Annotated in this window: 16 protein-coding genes; 8 read left to right on the top strand and 8 right to left on the bottom strand. The window is 58.9% G+C overall.

What is annotated here, in order from left to right:
• Nucleotides 1–157: 157 nt before the first annotated feature.
• The 3 genes from PMA3_RS21360 to gcl form a co-directional block, all read right to left on the bottom strand.
• Nucleotides 158–1,048: a 2-hydroxy-3-oxopropionate reductase gene (locus tag PMA3_RS21360; RefSeq protein WP_064679051.1), complete on the bottom strand. Its 891-nt coding sequence runs from the start codon at nt 1,046–1,048 to the stop codon at nt 158–160.
• 160 nt (nt 1,049–1,208) lie between these two features.
• Nucleotides 1,209–1,991, bottom strand: a complete 783-nt coding sequence (gene hyi / locus PMA3_RS21355; RefSeq protein ID WP_064679050.1) for a hydroxypyruvate isomerase — start codon at nt 1,989–1,991, stop codon at nt 1,209–1,211.
• A 141-nt stretch (nt 1,992–2,132) separates the two neighbouring features.
• On the bottom strand, nt 2,133–3,908 hold the full coding sequence (gcl, locus tag PMA3_RS21350; protein ID WP_064679049.1) for a glyoxylate carboligase: 1,776 nt from the start codon (nt 3,906–3,908) through the stop codon (nt 2,133–2,135).
• A gap of 266 nt (nt 3,909–4,174) precedes the next feature.
• Between gcl and PMA3_RS21345 the strand changes: the two genes are divergently transcribed.
• Both PMA3_RS21345 and PMA3_RS21340 read left to right on the top strand, forming a co-directional pair.
• Nucleotides 4,175–4,615 (top strand): GlcG/HbpS family heme-binding protein, encoded by a 441-nt coding sequence (locus PMA3_RS21345; protein ID WP_064679048.1) that lies wholly within the window; start codon nt 4,175–4,177, stop codon nt 4,613–4,615.
• A gap of 212 nt (nt 4,616–4,827) precedes the next feature.
• Nucleotides 4,828–5,286, top strand: coding sequence for an REP-associated tyrosine transposase (locus PMA3_RS21340; RefSeq protein ID WP_064679047.1), 459 nt, complete (start codon nt 4,828–4,830; stop codon nt 5,284–5,286).
• Nucleotides 5,287–5,414: 128 nt separating this feature from the next.
• On the opposite strand, the gene PMA3_RS21335 is transcribed toward PMA3_RS21340, so the two are convergent.
• Entirely contained in the window at nt 5,415–6,020 is a 606-nt protein-coding gene (locus PMA3_RS21335; RefSeq protein ID WP_064679046.1) for a TetR/AcrR family transcriptional regulator, read from the bottom strand.
• A gap of 134 nt (nt 6,021–6,154) precedes the next feature.
• On the opposite strand from PMA3_RS21335, the gene PMA3_RS21330 reads away from it, so the two are divergent.
• Nucleotides 6,155–7,069, top strand: a complete 915-nt coding sequence (locus PMA3_RS21330) for a DUF808 domain-containing protein (protein WP_064679045.1) — start codon at nt 6,155–6,157, stop codon at nt 7,067–7,069.
• A 189-nt stretch (nt 7,070–7,258) separates the two neighbouring features.
• Here the strand turns inward: PMA3_RS21330 and PMA3_RS21325 are convergent, their stop codons facing one another.
• Both PMA3_RS21325 and PMA3_RS21320 read right to left on the bottom strand, forming a co-directional pair.
• The gene (locus tag PMA3_RS21325; RefSeq protein WP_064679044.1) at nt 7,259–8,047 is read right to left on the bottom strand and encodes an MlaA family lipoprotein; all 789 of its coding nucleotides are present in this window, start codon (nt 8,045–8,047) and stop codon (nt 7,259–7,261) included.
• Nucleotides 8,040–9,338: a hypothetical protein gene (locus PMA3_RS21320; protein WP_064679043.1), complete on the bottom strand. Its 1,299-nt coding sequence runs from the start codon at nt 9,336–9,338 to the stop codon at nt 8,040–8,042. Before PMA3_RS21320 ends, PMA3_RS21325 begins: the two co-directional genes overlap by 8 nt.
• Nucleotides 9,339–9,561: 223 nt before the next feature.
• On the opposite strand from PMA3_RS21320, the gene PMA3_RS21315 reads away from it, so the two are divergent.
• Nucleotides 9,562–9,930, top strand: a complete 369-nt coding sequence (locus PMA3_RS21315; protein WP_064679042.1) for a hypothetical protein — start codon at nt 9,562–9,564, stop codon at nt 9,928–9,930.
• A gap of 239 nt (nt 9,931–10,169) precedes the next feature.
• Nucleotides 10,170–11,237: an RHS repeat-associated core domain-containing protein gene (locus PMA3_RS21310; RefSeq protein WP_064679041.1), complete on the top strand. Its 1,068-nt coding sequence runs from the start codon at nt 10,170–10,172 to the stop codon at nt 11,235–11,237.
• Nucleotides 11,238–11,252: 15 nt separating this feature from the next.
• Here PMA3_RS21310 and PMA3_RS21305 read toward each other — a convergent pair whose 3' ends face one another.
• Nucleotides 11,253–12,854, bottom strand: a complete 1,602-nt coding sequence (locus PMA3_RS21305; protein ID WP_064679040.1) for a glycoside hydrolase family 17 protein — start codon at nt 12,852–12,854, stop codon at nt 11,253–11,255.
• 300 nt (nt 12,855–13,154) lie between these two features.
• Here PMA3_RS21305 and PMA3_RS21300 point away from each other — a divergent pair, with 300 nt between their 5' ends.
• The 3 genes from PMA3_RS21300 to PMA3_RS21290 all read left to right on the top strand — a co-directional run bounded on the left by PMA3_RS21300 (nt 13,155) and on the right by PMA3_RS21290 (nt 16,282).
• Nucleotides 13,155–14,006, top strand: a complete 852-nt coding sequence (locus PMA3_RS21300) for a glycine betaine ABC transporter substrate-binding protein (RefSeq protein WP_064679039.1) — start codon at nt 13,155–13,157, stop codon at nt 14,004–14,006.
• Between the two features lie 309 nt (nt 14,007–14,315).
• Nucleotides 14,316–14,627 carry a DUF485 domain-containing protein gene (locus PMA3_RS21295; protein ID WP_064679038.1) on the top strand — a complete coding sequence of 104 codons (312 nt, stop codon included), beginning with the start codon at nt 14,316–14,318 and terminating at the stop codon, nt 14,625–14,627.
• Nucleotides 14,624–16,282, top strand: a complete 1,659-nt coding sequence (locus PMA3_RS21290) for a cation acetate symporter (protein WP_064679037.1) — start codon at nt 14,624–14,626, stop codon at nt 16,280–16,282. The genes PMA3_RS21295 and PMA3_RS21290 overlap by 4 nt, the downstream gene beginning before the upstream one ends.
• Nucleotides 16,283–17,057: 775 nt before the next feature.
• Here the strand turns inward: PMA3_RS21290 and gltA are convergent.
• Nucleotides 17,058–18,347 (bottom strand): citrate synthase, encoded by a 1,290-nt coding sequence (gltA, locus tag PMA3_RS21285; protein ID WP_064679036.1) that lies wholly within the window; start codon nt 18,345–18,347, stop codon nt 17,058–17,060.
• Nucleotides 18,348–18,533 lie beyond the last annotated feature (186 nt).

Genomic DNA, 18,533 nt, shown 5'->3' with positions numbered 1-18,533 from the left:
CTCCCGGAATTCTTGTTATTGGGAAGACTGCTTACCCGTTGTAGGAGCGAGCGGTGCGGCGATCCGACTTGCCCGCGAACCGGACACCTCATTGTTTCTGCTGCACCGAGGCGATCCCTTCGCGGGCAAGCCTCGCTCCTACAGGGAGCGGGTGGGACTATTTATCGCGAATCGAGAAATTCGCCATGTGTTCCAGACCCTTGATCAGTGCCGAGTGGTCCCAGTTGCTGCCACCGATGGCCGCGCAGGTGCTGAACACTTGCTGGGTGTTGGCGGTGTTCGGCAGGTTGATCCCCAGTTCGCGCGCACCGGCCAGGGCCAGGTTGAGGTCCTTCTGGTGCAGGCTGATGCGGAAGCCCGGGTCGAAGGTGCCTTTGATCATGCGCTCGCCGTGGACTTCGAGGATCTTCGACGAGGCGAAACCGCCCATCAGCGCTTCGCGGACCTTGGCTGGATCGGCACCGTTCTTCGAGGCGAACAGCAGGGCTTCGGCCACGGCCTGGATGTTCAACGCCACGATGATCTGGTTCGCCACTTTGGCGGTCTGACCGTCGCCGTTGCCACCGACCAGGGTGATGTTCTTGCCCATGGCCTGGAACAGCGGCAAGACGCGTTCGAAGGCATCGGCATCGCCGCCGACCATGATGCTCAGGGTCGCGGCCTTGGCGCCGACTTCACCGCCGGACACTGGCGCGTCGAGGTACTGCGCGCCTTTTTCGTTGATTTTCGCAGCGAAAGCCTTGGTGGCGGTCGGCGAGATCGAGCTCATGTCGATCACGACTTTGCCTTTGCCCACACCGGCTGCAACGCCGTCGGCGCGGAACAGCACGTCATCGACCTGCGGAGTATCCGGGACCATGACGATGATGAATTCGGCTTCCTGGGCGACTTCTTTCGGGTTGGCCAGGGCGACGGCGCCAGCGGCGATCAGGTCGGCCGGGGCGGCGTCGTGGTGCGCCGACAGGAACAGGCTGTGACCGGCTTTCTGCAGGTTCAACGCCATTGGGTGGCCCATGATGCCGGTGCCGATAAATCCGATTTTAGCCATGAGAAATTCCTCTTGTTTTTATTGCTTTGTTCGCAAAATTCGTGGGGAGGCCGCGAGAACGCCTTCGCGGGCAAGCCTCGCTCCTACAGACAATCCTCCCGTAGGAGCGAGCGGTGCGGCGATCCGACTTGCCCGCGAAAAACGATGACGCGGTGTCAGATCAAATTGCGTTATGGGTTTTGAGCCAGCCCAGACCCGCTTCGGTGGTGGTCAGCGGCTTGTATTCACAGCCGATCCAACCTTGATAACCAATACGGTCCAGGTGTTCGAACAGGAAGCGGTAGTTGATTTCACCGGTGCCCGGTTCGTTGCGCCCGGGGTTGTCGGCCAACTGGATGTGGTTGATCTCGCCCAGGTGCGCGGCCATGGTGCGGGCCAGGTCGCCCTCCATGATTTGCATGTGGTAGATGTCGTATTGCAGGAACAGGTTGGCGCTGCCGACCTGCTCGCGAATCGACAGGGCTTGCGCCGTGTTGTTCAGGTAGAAACCGGGGATGTCGCGGGTGTTGATCGCTTCCATCACCAGTTTGATGCCCGCCGCCTGCAGCTTGTCGGCCGCGTACTTGAGGTTGGCGACGAAGGTTTTTTCCACAGTGGCCTCATCGACGCCTTGTGGACGGATACCCGCCAGGCAGTTGACCTGGGTGTTGCCCAGGACTTTGGCGTAGGCGATGGCCAGATCGACGCCGGCGCGGAACTCTTCGACCCGGTCCGGCAGGCAGGCGATACCGCGCTCACCCTTGGCCCAGTCACCGGCCGGCAGGTTGAACAGCACCTGGGTCAGGCCGTTGGCGTCGAGCCTGGCCTTGATCTCGGCGGAATTGAAGTCGTAGGGGAACAGGTATTCGACGCCACTGAAGCCGGCCTTGGCGGCCGCGTCGAAACGGGCAAGAAAATCCTGTTCGGTGAACAGCATGGACAGGTTGGCTGCGAAACGCGGCATGGTGGTCTCCCTTGAATTTGTGAGGTCCCCCTGTAGGAGCGAGGCTTGCCCGCGAAGGCGTCGTGTCAGTCGACATCAATGTTGAATGGTACGACGCCTTCGCGGGCAAGCCCCGCTCCTACAGGAGGGAGCGATCAGCAGTTAATCAAGCAACGAAATCGCCGTCGGCGCATCGTTGCCGACCAGCGCCAGGTCTTCGAATTCGTTGACGGCGTTGATCTCGGTGCCCATGGAAATGTTGGTCACGCGCTCCAGAATAATCTCGACGATCACCGGCACCTTGAACTCTTCGATCAGTTCCTGGGCCCTGCGCAGGGCAGGCTGGATCTGAGCCGGTTCGAACACGCGCAGTGCCTTGCAGCCGAGGCCTTCGGCCACCGCGACGTGATCGACCCCGTAACCGTTGAGCTCCGGAGCGTTCAGGTTATCGAAGGACAGCTGCACGCAGTAGTCCATGTCGAAACCGCGCTGGGCTTGACGGATCAGCCCCAGGTAGGAATTGTTCACCACAACGTGGATGTACGGCAGCTTGAATTGCGCACCCACCGCCAGTTCTTCGATCATGAACTGGAAATCATAGTCGCCCGACAGTGCCACGACCTTGCGGGTCGGGTCGGCCTTGACCACGCCCAGCGCTGCCGGAATGGTCCAGCCCAGAGGGCCTGCCTGACCGCAGTTGATCCAGTGGCGCGGCTTGTACACGTGCAGGAACTGCGCGCCGGCAATCTGCGACAGACCGATGGTGCTGACGTAGCAGGTGTCTTTGCCGAACACCTGGTTCATTTCTTCATAAACACGCTGTGGCTTGACCGGCACGTTGTCGAAGTGAGTCTTGCGCTGCAGGCTGGCCTTGCGCTGCTGGCAGTCCTGCAGCCAGGCGCTGCGGTTTTTCAGCTTGCCGGCGGCTTGCCATTCGCGAGCGACTTCGATGAACACGGTCAATGCGGCCGCGGCGTCGGAAACGATGCCCAGGTCCGGGTTGAACACGCGGCCGATTTGCGTCGGCTCGATGTCAACGTGGATGAACTTGCGGCCTTCGGTGTACACGTCGATCGAACCGGTGTGACGGTTGGCCCAACGGTTACCGACGCCCAGCACCACGTCCGACTTCAGCAGCGTGGCGTTGCCGTAACGGTGCGAAGTCTGCAGGCCGACCATGCCGACCATCAGCGGGTGATCGTCCGGGATGGTGCCCCAGCCCATCAGGGTAGGAATGACGGGAATCCCGGTCAGCTCGGCGAACTCCACCAGCAACTCGCTGGCATCGGCATTGATGATGCCGCCACCGGCGACCAGCAATGGGCGCTCGGCCTGATCGAGCATGGCCAGGGCCTTCTCGATCTGCACGCGGTTGGCGGTGGGCTTGGCCAGCGGCAGCGGTTCGTAGGCGTCGATGTCGAATTCGATTTCGGCCATCTGCACGTCGAACGGCAAGTCGATCAGTACTGGACCTGGACGACCGGAGCGCATTTCGTAAAACGCTTTCTGGAATGCGTACGGCACCTGGCCCGGCTCCATGACGGTGGTTGCCCACTTGGTCACCGGCTTGACGATGGCGGTGATGTCGACCGCCTGGAAGTCTTCCTTGTGCATACGGGCGCGGGGTGCTTGCCCGGTGATGCACAGGATCGGGATCGAGTCGGCCGAGGCGCTGTAGAGCCCGGTGACCATGTCGGTCCCGGCAGGGCCGGAAGTGCCGATGCACACGCCGATGTTGCCGGCCTTGGTGCGGGTGTAGCCCTCGGCCATGTGCGAGGCACCTTCGACGTGGCGAGCGAGGACGTGATCGATGCCACCGACCTTCTGCAAGGCGGAGTACAGCGGGTTGATCGCGGCGCCGGGGATGCCAAAAGCGGTATCAACCCCTTCGCGGCGCATCACCAGAACGGCGGCTTCGATTGCTCTCATTTTGCTCATGGTTTTGTGCCTCTTACGTTTTGTAATTGTATACAAGTGGCTTTGCGCAGAGTGTATTCACGGCGGACGGCGCAGGTCAATTCATTTTCTCAAGCAGCTGTTTCATTCGTCGGAAGCCCTGCCTGCTGTGGCTTTTCGTCGCATGTGGCGCTTTTCGATAATTATTGTATACAAAAAAATAACTCTTTGTGTTCTATTTGTCGCATCGGACTGCGAAACGAAAAGCAGTCCAATGGCTTTCCCTATAACAAAATGAGGACAGCACCATGAGCGCTTTAACCTTGAAAGTCGCAGTCAACCTGACCACTCAGGCGATCGCCGCCGGGCGTGCAATTGCCGCAGCCCCATTGACCATCGCTGTACTGGATGCCGGCGGGCACCTGGTCTCCCTGCAACGCGAAGACGGCGCCAGCCTGCTGCGCCCGCAGATCGCCATCGGCAAAGCCTGGGGCGCCATTGCGCTGGGCAAAGGCTCACGCCTGCTGGCGCTGGACGCCCAACAACGCCCGGCGTTTATCGCGGCCTTGAACAGCTTGGGGCAGGGCAGTGTCGTGCCGGCGCCGGGTGGGGTGTTGATTCGCGATCAGGACGGGAATGTGTTGGGGGCGGTAGGGATCAGCGGGGATTTGTCGGATGTGGATGAACAGTGCGCGATCAGTGCGATCGAGGCGTTGGGGTTGCGGGCGGATGCGGGGGTGAGTGCCTGACATCTTTGTAGTTTGATCTACCGCTTTCGCGAGCAAGCCCGCTCCCACAGGATCCTGCAGGTGGACACAAAATGTGTGAAGACCATCGATCCTTGTGGGAGCGGGCTTGCCCGCGATGGCTATCTACCAGACACATCCAGCTAAAAGTTTGCATCACCACCCAGCATTCCAGGTCTAGCCTTTCATGAACCCATCATGAAAGAGGCAAAGGAATGCCTGATTTACCCGCTTCACATCGCCTGAGAACGGGCCGTTATGCCGAACCCAATCGAATCTATTTGCTGACCACCAACACTCTGGATCGCGAGCCGATTTTTGCCAACTTCGCTTTGGGCAGATTGGTGGTTCATCAATTTCGTCGAGCACAAGATCTCGGATTGGCAAAATCATTGGCTTGGGTCGTCATGCCCGACCATTTTCATTGGCTGGTCGAATTGGAAAATTGTTCGCTCAGAAAGCTGATGCGCCAGACTAAATCCCTGATTACGAGGGAGGTAAATGTTTCGAGTAGTAGAGGTGGGCCGCTGTGGCAGCAGGGTTATCACGACCGGGCGTTGAGGCGAGAGGAAGACTTGGTGAAATTGGCCCGGTATGTCGTGGCAAACCCATTGCGGGCCGGGCTTGTTGAAAAGCTTGGTGATTATCCGCTTTGGGATGCCATCTGGGTTTGAGCCGGTACCGAGTCGCCTTCATCGCTGGCAAGCCCGCTCCCACAGAGATTTGTGTCGTTCACAGAATTTGAATTCAACTGAGAAGCCTGTGGGAGCTGGCTTGCCAGCGATGGCCGCACTGCGGTGTATCAATCCGGCTCACACCCCTTCAACACCAACCGAATAATCGTCCGCGCCGCCGCTTCGTAATCCGCGTCATCCAGCTTGGTCTTGCCGGTAATGGCCGTGATCTGCCAGTCAAAGTCGGCATAAGTCTGGGTCGCGGCCCAGATGCTGAACATCAGGTGGTTGGGGTCGATGGGGGCGATCTGGCCGCGGTCGATCCAGGTCTGGATGCAGTCGATGTTGTGCTTGGCCTGGCCGTTGAGTTGGTCGACCAGGTCGGGACTCAGGTGCGGGGCGCCGTGCATGATTTCGCTGGCGAACACCTTGGAGGCGAAGGGCAGGTCGCGGGAAATGCGGATCTTCGAACGGATGTAGCCGCTCAGCACTTCACTGGGCACGCCGTCGGCATTGAACGGCGTCGAAGCCTGCAGGATCGGTTCGATGATGCTTTCCAGGACCTCGCGGTAGAGGTTTTCCTTGGATTTGAAGTAGTAGTAGACGTTGGGCTTGGGCAATCCCGCCTTGGCTGCGATGTCACTGGTTTTGGTCGCAGCGAAGCCCTTGTCGGCAAATTCTTCACTGGCGGCACGCAGGATCAGTTCTTTGTTGCGCTCGCGGATAGTGCTCATAAACCAGGTGGTTCCTTGCCTGTACTGGCGGTTGCGCATGGTAGCACCGGCCTCGCGCGACGCTCAAGAATGCCCCGCAGCCGGTTGAGCCGCGCTATGCTGCGCAGCATTCATTCAAGAAGGAAACCTGATTCATGGCAGGAAGCAGTTTACTGTTGCTGATCGACGACATTGCCGCGGTGCTCGACGACGTGGCGTTGATGACCAAGATGGCAGCGAAGAAGACTGCCGGCGTACTCGGTGACGATCTGGCGCTCAACGCCCAGCAGGTCAGCGGCGTACGCGCCGAGCGGGAAATCCCGGTGGTATGGGCGGTGGCCAAGGGCTCGTTCATCAACAAGCTGATCCTGGTGCCGTCGGCCCTGGCGATCAGTGCATTCATTCCGTGGCTGGTCACGCCGTTGTTGATGGTCGGCGGCGCCTACCTGTGTTTCGAAGGGTTCGAGAAACTCGCCCACAAGTTCCTGCACAGCAAGGCCGAGGATCAAGCCGAGCATGCAGAGCTGGTCGAAGCGGTCGCCGATCCGGCAATCGACCTGGTGGCGTTCGAGAAAGACAAGATCAAGGGCGCGATTCGCACCGACTTCATTCTGTCGGCGGAAATCATCGCCATCACCCTGGGCACCGTGGCGGCCGCGTCGCTGACCCAGCAGGTCATCGTGCTGTCGGGCATTGCCATCGTCATGACCATCGGCGTCTATGGCCTGGTGGCCGGTATCGTCAAGCTCGACGACCTCGGTTTGTGGCTGACGCAGAAACCCGGGCAGATGGCCAAAAGCATCGGCGGCGGGATTCTGCGTGCGGCGCCGTACATGATGAAGAGCCTGTCGGTGATCGGCACGGCGGCGATGTTCCTGGTGGGCGGCGGCATTCTGACCCATGGCGTGCCGGTGGTTCATCACTGGATTGAAAACGTCAGCGCTGGGGCGGGTGGTGCCGGGTTTATCGTGCCGACGTTGCTGAATGCGGTGGCGGGGATTGTGGCGGGTGCGGTGGTGTTGGCGGGGGTGATGATCGTCAGCAAGATCTGGAAAACAGTGAAAAGCTGAAGCCTGACACTGTTCAACTGTGGGAGCGAGCTTGCTCGCGATAGCGGTGGGTCAGTCAACATATATGGCGACTGACACTGCCCTATCGCGAGCAAGCTCGCTCCCACAGTGGTTTTGTGGTGTTTGGGACACCTCAGCAAAAAGGCCATTCGATCTGCATCGAATGGCCTTTTTTTGTAGCCGATGGAGTTACTCGGCGATCTGCAGCTTGCGCGATTCGGTGTACACGTAACGCACCTTCTCGTACTCGAACGGCGTATTCAGCTGGCCATAGCGGAAGCCGGTCTGATAGCGCTTGTCGACGCTGCGCAGCAGCCAGACCTCGGGATGGCTGGCGCTGACTTGCGCGACGTTCAGAAAGTTGATCGCGTTCTCGGCGGTGAAGTCCACGGCCAGGCCGCCGGTGTCGCGGATGTTCGAAGGACCGAGGATCGGCAACACGAAGTAGGCGCCACTCGGTACTCCATAGAAACCCAGGGTCTGACCGAAGTCTTCGTTCTGGCGCGGCAAGCCCATGGCCGTGGCCGGGTCCCACAGGCCGGCGATGCCGACGGTGGTGTTGAGCAGCAGGCGCGCAGAGGTTTCCATCGAGCGCTTGCCCTTGAACTGCAGCAGGCTGTTCAACAGGTTCGGCACATCACCGAGGTTGTTGAAGAAATTGCTGACGCCGGTGCGCAGGAAACTCGGGGTGATGTAGCGATAACCGTCCACCACGGGCAGGAACACCCATTGGTCGAAACGGTAGTTGAAGTGGTAGACGCGGCGGTTCCACTCCTCCAGCGGGTCGTAGACGTTCAGCGCGTTGAGCGTCGAACGCTCGAACTCGCGCTGATCCAGCCCCGGGTTGAATTTGAGTTTGCTCAGCGGCTCCTTGAAACCGTCACTGTCGATCACGACCGGTGCATTGGCTTTGCTGTTGTCGGCATTGGCGACGCTTGCACAGAGTAACGCGGCGATAAGCAGGGGGTATTTAGCCACGGAAAAACTCCAGCATGGCGTCGCTGTTGACGCGGTAGTTAAGGTTGCCGCAATGGCCGCCCAGTGGATAGACAGTCAAGCGATCGCCGAAGGTCTTGCGCAGGAAACCCAGGTCGCCAGGGCCGAGGATCACGTCGTCGGCGTTGTGCATGACCGCGATTTTCGGGCTGTCGCGCAGGTAGTCCTTCAGCGCATACAAACTGACCTGGTCGATCAGTTGCAGCAGGCTGCCGCCATCGGTTCGGGCACGCCACATCGGGATGACCTGTTCGGTGATGTAGCAATCGAAGTCGCATTGCAGCGCGCGCTTGAGGAACGGCGTGAGGGTGGTGCCTTCGGTGATCGGGTATTTCGGCGGCGTGATCAGGCCGCGACGGTTGATCAGGTCCGAGGTGAAGGCGATATCGGCCGCGGAGAAGCGGAACGACGTGCCGATCAGCATGGCCATCTGTTCGTTGCTCAGGTGCTGCTTGGACTGCTGGAAGTCGTAGAGCAGGGCATCGTTGAGGTCGATGTAGCCCTTTTGCTGGAAGTAGCGGGTGAGCTTGTCCAGCACCAATTCATAAAAGGTGGTGGAGTTGTTGATGCCCTTGACCTCGGTCTGGACCAGCTTGTCCAGATTGGTGATCGAGGTGTAGAGGTTGACCGGCGGGTTGAGCAGCAAGACTTTCTTGAAATTGAAGCTGCGACGGGTTTCGTCGAGGTGGGCGACGAATGCTGCGTCCAGTGCGCCCAGACTGTAGCCGGTCAGGTAGTAGTCGGTGACAGGGACGTTGGGGTTCTGCGCCCGCACGGCCTGCATCACTCGGTACATGTCTTCGGCGTCTTCCTTGGTGATGCCCGGCGTGGCAAAGCGTGAGGCAGCGCTCATGAAGTCGAAGCTGGTGGGCGACGACAATTGCACCACGTGGTAGCCGGCCTTGTAGTAAAGCTTCTTCAGGTATTCGTTGTGGGTGCTGTCATAGCGCGCGCCGGTACCGGCGATCAGAAAGATCAGCGGCGCGGCTTTGTTCTGGGTGGCAATGCGGTAAGTGAGCTTCTTCACCGGCCAGAAGTTGTCCGGCAGCTGGAACTCGCGCTCCGGACGCAAGGTGACGCTGCGAGTCGACTGATCGATGTCATCGTCAAGCGGCAGCTCCGGGCGCAGGTCCGGCGGCGTCGTGGCAATGGTCGCCTCGAACGGGTTGGTCAAGGGGTAGCCATAACTGGCGGCGTCGATATCGACCGCCAGTGCGGACGCACTCAAAATAATGCCGCCAAACAGGGCGGCGAAGCGCAAGGAACGGAGCATGACTAGATCCCTTAGAGGAAGGTGCCGAATGAAGTTCGCAGGCTATGACCACGGGTTTTGCGTCAAAGTGCCATGGAGCGGCACCAATCAGGCCTGATTCGGAGCAATGGTAGCTGGACGATACACTTTGCAGCTGTTCCATGACCAGTTATCTGTGTCGTGCGCTTGCTAACTGCTGCCGGGGGATTAAGCTGGCCGCCGTTTTCGCTTATTGGAGTGTTTCATGTCCCGCCGTCTGTCCGTGATACTGCTGCTTGTTCTGCTGCCATTATGGCTGGCCGCCAGTTATGGCGCCCGTTATGGCTTCATGGAGGATGCGCAGTGGGTCGGCATCTGTGTGGACGAAGCGGGCCGGTGGGAGTGCCAGGTCCGTTCGAACCTTGGGTTGATGATTCATTTCAAGGTATTGGGTTGGGCGGCATTGGCCGCTGCGATGATCGGTTTTGTACTGCCGGGGCGGGCAGGGTGGTGGTTGGCCGTGTTGGCGTTGGTGTTCGGCCTGCCGGCGCTGGCGTTGTATAACACTACGTTGGCGGTTTTTGCGGTGGTGATTGCGGCGTTGCGTCTGGTCCGGGCGTCTCGCGGCGCCTGATAGATCGTCGTCGGAACGCCGCCCGAGCAAGCTCCCACAGGGATTTTTGTCGTACACAAATTCTGTATTTGCTGAAGAACCCTGTAGGAGCGAGCTTGCTCGCGATGAGGCCCTTAAAGCTGGCGAAGATTGCCTCTGGCACAGTGGCGTCCCACTTTCTACCTATCAGTTCTGATAGTAGACAACCAGTCTCATAACTCCGAATCTAGCAATAAGAGTCCTTGAAGCGGAGCACCATCATGACTGTTCAGCGAGAAACGTTGCTCTGCCGCTATCGGTACGACCCGCTGGATCGGATTGCGAATTGCGCGCCGTTGAATCACTGCAGTGTTCAGCGCTTTTATCGAAAGAACCGTTTGGCCACTGAGATACAGGGGCAAGTGCAGTACTCGGTGTTTGAGCATGAATCGCAGCTTATGGCACAGCAGCAGCGTGAGGGCGGTCGAGTTGATTCAGCTCTGTTAGCCACTGATCTGCAACGTTCGGTTTTGCATTCGGTTGCGGTCGATCAGCATCAACAACCTATTTATTCCCCCTATGGTCATCGATCGCCTGAAAATGGCTTGGGCAGTCTCCTGGGGTTCGATGGCGAGCGTCGGGATCCGGTGACCGGGCATTATTTGCTTGGGAATGGGTATCGCGCTTTTAACCCCGTGTTGATGCGATTCAACAGCCCGGACAGTTTGAGTCCGTTTGGGAAGGGTGGGGTGAACGCGTATGCGTATTGCTTGGGGGATCCAGTTAATGGTGTGGATCCGAATGGGCACAGTCCCTTGTTTTCTTCTTATTTCAGATTTCTAGAGCGCGCGGCGGGCAGGGCTTTATCTGGCAACGCCAAGAACGCCGTAAGTAACCTGCCTTTTTCCGCCCAAGCAGTTGGTAAACCTGTCGCAAAAAAATCTGCAGGCCTGGCTTCAAAATTAGAGAGCCTGAATACACCCCAGATTGACGCTCTAGACTTAGCCGTTCCGAAGGCGCTTAACCCGATTGATCAGGGAAGGATGCGCCATGCCATTGCGGTGAGAGTGCAAGCGGAAGAAACATTGAATACTGCCCGAGAAAATTACTCAGTTCTGCAGCGTTTTGCCGCTTCCCCGCCATTGAAAGAAATACCGAATTTCGACGCTTCGCACATCGTGAATCAATCAGCTTCTAGACGGCTTGTCTTTGCTGAGCGTGGCGTTGCTGATGCGGAAGCGGCTCTTGAACACGCGAAAAATAATTATTTCGCCAGGTATCCCCAGGACTACAAAGAAGTTGCCGCTACTATTCGGTCCACCGAGAGGCGGAAGTCTTTCCAGCAATGATGATGTTTTTTTCGATCAGCGCTGGCCTTTGCTCACTCGCAAACACCGCCACAACGCCGCCACCATCAACACACTCACTAATGCCCAACCCCATGCCTGCTGGTTCTGCAAACCTTCCTGATACAACTGCGGCGCAATCCCCGCACCGATGATAAAGGTCAGCAAGGCGATCTCCCGGCGCGACACGGTCACCGGGCGGCACAGGTACACCAGCGCCGGCAGGATGAACGCAACACTCGGGAAGCTGCGATAACGCGGGTCGAACACCAGTTCCAGCATCGTCACCGCCGCGGCGAACCCTGCTGCTGCCAGCCACCAGCCAGCACGACGTTCCAGAAAGTTGAATGCCCGTTCACGCCAGCCGGTATGGGCGCTCAAGGTCAGTGCCGCATGAGCCAGCACCAATAGATTCAACGCCGTTAGCAAAACGACCCATAACCACTCACTGGCAAAACGGGTGGTGACGCGAGCCAGGTCGCCCCAGGCGCCGATCGAGCAAGCAGCCAGCGCACCGAGTAGCGGCAGCACCAGCGCCGCGCGGGTGCTGCGTACACGACCGCCGAGGATCAGCGTGCCGAGGAAGATCAAGCCGCCGACCGCCAGCCACTGCGACCAGTACGGTACGTTCGACACCGGACCCGCCAGCACGCCCTTGTCCTGGCGATCGGCGTCGAACAACCCCCAGTACCCGCCGACCGCACCTTCGCTGGCGCGTTTCCACGGTTGGTCGAAGGCTTCGATCAGGTTGTAATGCCAGCCTTGTTGCTCGGCCATGATGACAAAACCGCGGATGAACCTGGCTTCATTGACCCGGCTCGGCAGGGCGGTTTTACGTTGGCGGCCTTCGCTGGGCCAGCCGGTTTCGCCAATCATCACATCCTTGGGCGCGAACATGCTGCCGAAAGACTGACGCACGGAGGCCACCTGGGACAGGGCGACGTCGATGTTCGAAGGGTGATCCTCCCAGTACGGCAGCAAGTGAATTGTGATGAAGTCTACCGCCGGGGCAACTTCCGGGTGCTTTTGCCAGAACTCCCAGACGTCGGCATAAGTGACAGGCTGTTTGACCTGGCTTTTGACCCGGTCAATCAGCTTCACCAGTTGTGCGCCAGTGATTTCCTTGCGCAACAGGGTCTCGTTGCCAACGATGACCGAGGTCACCACGTCCGCGTTGGCATTGGCCGAGGCGATCAGCAGGTCGACTTCCTTCGCGGTGTCCACCGGGTTGCTGTTGACCCAGGCGCCGATCATCAGCTTCAGGCCGTGCTTGCGCGCCAGATCGGGTACGGCCTCGAGGCCGGTCATGGAATAGGTGCGAATGCATTCGAAACTTTTGGCCAGCAACGCAAGGTCGGCGTCCATGCGTTCGGGGCGCAAGTTGAACGGCACATCGAATGGCGATTGGTCCTTGTCGAACGGGGTGTAGGAGGCACATTGCAGCTTGTGCGTCGCGCTGGCCACGTCCGGCAGGACCACGGGTTTGCCGAGGCCGTACCAGAAGCCACCCAAGGCAAAAAGCCCCAGCAGGCAGGCAAACAGATAAGCAAAAAAAGGAAAGCGCGATGTCGCGGGCATGGTCAGGCCGTCTGGGAGCAAAGCCGCGCATGTTACCTGCATTTGCCGCGCGTCTGGTGGGCGGCATGATTTTGACATGCAAAGTTCGGGCGGATTGGCCGGGGGACTTTCGGTGGTCTAGATTAATGGCGTTCTGATGTCGTTTCTCGATGCCTTGAGGTCGCTGGCAGAGCAGGTCGCAGTTGTCGTCAGGTTGATTATCGAGGCGTCAGCGCTCTCATCGAAAAATCGCGCTGATGTGGAACGAGTTTGCGGTGAGGCGTGATGGGGGCGCCGCGCACCATAACAATACGTTGACGCGACTCGGCATCCGCCGAGCGCAGCACTTTCGGGGAAGTAACGATGAAGATGCGACGACTTTTAGGCGCAAGTGCCGCACTGGCGCTTGCGATCGGCTCCACCCAGGCGTTGGCTGCGAAGGGAGCCGTGACCATCGGTTACGTCGACGGCTGGTCCGATAGCGTTGCGACCACCCATGTGGCAGCCGAAGTGATCAAGCAGAAACTCGATTACGACGTGAAGCTGCAAGCGGTCGCCACCGGGATCATGTGGCAGGGTGTCGCCACTGGCAAACTCGACGCCATGCTCTCAGCCTGGCTGCCGGTGACTCACGGCGATTACTGGACCAAGAACAAGGATCAGGTGGTCGACTACGGCCCGAACTTCAAGGACGCCAGGATCGGCTTGATCGTGCCGGAGTACGTCAAGGCCAAGTCGCTTGAAGATCTGAAAACCGACGACAGCTTCAAAAAACGCATTGTCGGCATCGACGCCGGTTCGGGCGTGATGCTCAAGACCGAGCAGGCGATCAAGGACTACGATCTGACCGGCTATCAGCTCAAGGCCAGTTCCGGCGCCGGCATGATTGCCGAGCTGACCCGTGCCGAGAAGAAACAGGAATCCATTGCCGTCACGGGTTGGGTGCCGCACTGGATGTTCGCCAAGTGGAAACTGCGCTTCCTGGACGACCCGAAAGGCGTTTATGGCGCGGCCGAGACCGTGAACAGCATCGGCAGCAAGGGCCTGGATGCCAAGGCACCGGAAGTGGCCAAGTTCCTGAAGAACTTCCAGTGGGCGTCGAAAGACGAAATCGGCGAAGTGATGCTGGCGATTCAGGAAGGTGCCAAGCCTGAAGCGGCGGCGAAGGACTGGGTGGCCAAACACCCGGAACGCGTTGCAGACTGGACCAAATGATTTGAGCTGACCCTTCTGGTCAGTACCTCCCGAGGCCGCTTGGCATTCATGCCAAGCGGCCTTTGCTTTTCTGTAGGAGCAGCCGGTCGACGCTCGATTGCTCGCGATGGTCGTCAACGATAACGCGTGCATTCTGGATGAGCGCGGCGCCTTTGAGTCCATCGTCGGAACGCCGCCCGGAGCAAGCTCGCTCCTACAGTTTGGCGATTCTGTCATGTCGTTCTAATACTAAGGTCGTCTGGAACCTGTTCCGCAGCCGCATAGAGTGGATGACGTTACAACTTCATCTGTGCTGCGAGGATAAAAACAATGAACGACAGCATTTACCTCTCGATTCAAAACAGCCCGCGCTTCAAGGAGCTGGTTAGTAAGCGAGAAAGGTTCGCCTGGATTCTTTCGGCGATCATGCTTGGGCTTTACTCCGGATTCATCCTTTTGATTGCTTACGGGCCGCATATCCTGGGCGCGAAAATCAATCCTGAGTCATCTATTACCTGGGGCATACCCATTGGTGTCGGGCTGATTCTCTCGGCCTTTATCCTGACGGCAATCTACGTACGACGCGCCAATGGCGAATTCGACGACCTGAACAATGCGATTCTCAAGGAGGCTCAGCAATGATCCGGCGTCTAATGGCTCTATTGAGCATCGCAGCCTTTGCACCTGCCGCCTGGGCAGGTGAAGCCCTGACCGGCGAAGTGCACAAACAACCGCTCAACGTTTCCGCGATCCTGATGTTCGTCGCGTTCGTTGGTCTGACCCTTTGCATCACCTACTGGGCTTCCAAGCGCAACAATTCGGCGGCCGACTACTATGCGGCGGGTGGCAAGATCACCGGCTTCCAGAACGGTCTGGCCATTGCCGGTGACTACATGTCCGCGGCGTCCTTCCTGGGTATTTCCGCCCTGGTGTTCACCTCCGGCTACGACGGCCTGATCTACTCGATCGGCTTCCTGGTGGGCTGGCCGATCATTCTGTTCCTGATCGCCGAGCGCCTGCGTAACCTGGGTAAATACACCTTTGCCGACGTGGCGTCCTATCGCCTTGGGCAAACCCAGATCCGCACGCTGTCCGCTTGCGGCTCGCTGGTGGTGGTAGCGTTCTACCTGATCGCGCAAATGGTCGGTGCCGGCAAGCTGATCCAGCTGCTGTTCGGTCTCGACTACTACGTCGCCGTGATCCTGGTCGGTATCCTGATGTGCATGTACGTGTTGTTCGGCGGCATGCTGGCGACCACCTGGGTACAGATCATCAAGGCTGTGTTGCTGCTGTCCGGTGCCTCGTTCATGGCGCTGATGGTCATGAAGCACGTCAACTTCGACTTCAGCGCGCTGTTCTCCGAGGCGATCAAGGTTCACCCTAAAGGTGAGGCGATCATGAGCCCGGGCGGTCTGGTCAAAGATCCGGTCTCCGCGTTCTCCCTGGGTCTGGCCCTGATGTTCGGTACCGCTGGCCTGCCGCACATTCTGATGCGCTTCTTCACCGTGAGTGACGCGAAAGAAGCTCGCAAGAGCGTGCTGTATGCAACCGGCTTCATTGGTTACTTCTACATCCTGACCTTCATCATCGGCTTCGGCGCGATCCTGCTGGTGAGCACCAACCCTGCCTTTAAAGATGCGGCTGGCGCGCTGTTGGGCGGCAACAACATGGCGGCGGTGCACCTGGCCAATGCGGTGGGTGGCAGTATTTTCCTGGGCTTCATCTCGGCGGTAGCGTTCGCGACCATTCTGGCAGTGGTTGCCGGTCTGACGCTGGCCGGTGCCACAGCGGTGTCCCACGACCTTTACGCCAGTGTGATCAAGAAGGGCAAGGCCAACGACAAGGATGAAATCCGCGTCTCGAAAATCACTACCGTCTGCCTGGGTGTGCTGGCAATCGGTCTGGGTATCCTGTTCGAAAGCCAGAACATTGCGTTCATGGTGGGCCTGGCGTTCTCCATCGCGGCGAGCTGTAACTTCCCGGTGCTGTTGCTTTCCATGTACTGGAAGAACCTGACCACGCGTGGTGCGATGATCGGTGGCTGGTTGGGTCTGGTGAGTGCCGTTGGCTTGATGGTGCTTGGGCCAACCATTTGGGTGCAGATCCTGCATCACGAGAAGGCGATCTTCCCGTATGAGTACCCGGCGCTGTTCTCCATGGCCATTGCATTCATCGGGATCTGGTTCTTCTCGATCACCGACAAGTCGAAGGCGGCTGACAATGAGCGTGCGCTGTTCTTCCCGCAGTTTGTTCGTTCGCAGACAGGGTTGGGGGCGAGTGGGGCGGTTGCTCACTAAGGCTTCGGGTTTACCCTATATAAGCTGAGTTGTATGAAATGCCCTGGTCGAGAGATCGGGGCATTTTTTTTGGGGCGGTTATCGGACTCTACTTTGCTGCCGATCATTGTTGGAGCTGGCTTTTCGGATCGCCGTACTGCAGCGAAGGCTCGGCCTGATGAGTGGTGAAGAGCGCGGGTGTACGCCGATCCCCTTGTAGGAGCGAGCTTGCTCCGGGCGGCGTTCCGACGATGGACTCGATAGCGCCGCGTTTAATCAGGCAACACTAATCAGGCAACACGCGTTATCGTTAACGACCATCGTCGGAACGCCGCCCGGAGCAAGCTCGCTCCTACAGGGGTACGCGTACGCTTGAGGGATAGGCCGGCCGGTAGGCCGCCTCGCGTTGCTTTTGCGGTGTACGCCCCCTCGAGAGGCCGAGTGGAGGTTCTGCGCAGTGGGCAACCCGGCATGGATGCCGGGTTAGCCGCGCACGGCCATGGATGGCCGATCGCGGCGGGCCCACGGAGCAGGACCGGAGCGAGGGCATGCCGAGCCTAGGCGAGGCACCGAACGACAGGGGCAAGAGCGCTTGGTTACTTGGCGCTCTTCCAAGTGACCCGCCGTAAGGGCGGAACCCTAAGTCGCCGTGACCAAAGAAACGGATATGTACACAACCAAACAGCCCGGTCGGCCCGCAGGCCGCCGCGCATCAAAAAAGGCACACAAACAAAAACGGCCCCTATAAATAGAGGCCGTTCCCGGTACAACTCAAGACATTATCGCAAGACAAATCTTATTTGCGGTCTTCCAGATCAGGAATGTCACGCGACTCGTAACCGGTGTACAGCTGCCGCGGACGGCCGATCTTGTACGGGCTGGAGAGCATTTCTTTCCAGTGGGAGATCCAGCCGACGGTCCGCGCCAGGGCGAAGATCACGGTGAACATGCTGGTTGGAATGCCGATCGCCTTGAGGATGATCCCCGAATAGAAGTCGACGTTCGGGTACAGCGAGCGTTCGATGAAGTACGGGTCGGTCAGGGCAATCTCTTCCAGGCGCATGGCCAGTTCGAGTTGCGGATCGTGCTGGATGCCAAGCTCTTTCAGCACATCGTCGCACGTCTGCTTCATCACGGTGGCCCGTGGGTCGCGGTTTTTGTAGACCCGGTGACCGAAGCCCATCAGTTTGAACGGATCGTTCTTGTCCTTGGCCTTGGCGATGTACTGGTCGATGTTCGAGACATCGCCAATTTCGTCAAGCATGGCCAGAACGGCTTCGTTCGCGCCGCCGTGGGCAGGGCCCCACAGTGCAGCGATACCGGCGGCGATACAGGCGAACGGGTTGGCACCCGACGAACCGGCCAGGCGTACGGTGGAGGTCGATGCGTTCTGCTCGTGGTCGGCATGGAGGATGAAGATCTTGTCCATGGCCTTGGCGAGTACCGGGCTGATCGGTTTGATCTCGCACGGGGTGTTGAACATCATGTGCAGGAAGTTTTCCGCGTACGTCAGGTCGTTGCGCGGGTACATCATGGGTTGGCCCATGGAGTACTTGTAAACCATCGCTGCCAGGGTCGGCATCTTGGCCACCAGGCGGATCGCGGAAATTTCGCGATGCTGCGGGTTCTTGATGTCCAGGGAGTCGTGGTAGAAGGCCGAGAGGGCGCCGACTACACCGCACATGACGGCCATCGGGTGGGCGTCACGACGGAAGCCGTTGAAGAAGGTCTTCAGCTGCTCGTGAACCATGGTGTGGTTCTTCACGGTGCTGACGAACTGGGCCTTCTGTTCTGCGGTCGGCAACTCGCCGTTGAGCAGCAGATAGCAGGTTTCCAGGTAGTCCGACTTTTCAGCCAGCTGTTCGATCGGATAACCGCGGTGCAGCAGGATGCCGTTGTCGCCGTCGATATAGGTGATCGCCGACTCGCAGGAAGCGGTCGACATGAAGCCTGGGTCAAAGGTGAAACGGCCCGTGGCCGTCAGGCCCCGAACATCGATAACATCGGGACCAACGGTGCCGGTTAAAATGGGCAGCTCGACGGGGGCTGCGCCCTCGATGATCAACTGCGCTTTTTTGTCAGCCATGTGGCCTCCTATTTATGCTTGAAATCATCAGACAGACCCCCCACGCAGGGCCCGCACCACTATAGTGAGATAAATTCGAATGTCAATTTGCCTAAACTCTTGCTCCAGAAGGCTTTAACCCGACTTTTTCCTCGAAATTGACTGCCATTTACGCCTTTTATCCAACTTGTGCAATGCGCTATTAGG

The sequence above is a fragment of the Pseudomonas silesiensis genome (assembly GCF_001661075.1).
Classification (GTDB): domain Bacteria; phylum Pseudomonadota; class Gammaproteobacteria; order Pseudomonadales; family Pseudomonadaceae; genus Aquipseudomonas; species Aquipseudomonas silesiensis.
Note: the sequence above shows the minus strand (reverse complement) of the source record. Positions and strands in the feature narration are given on the sequence as shown.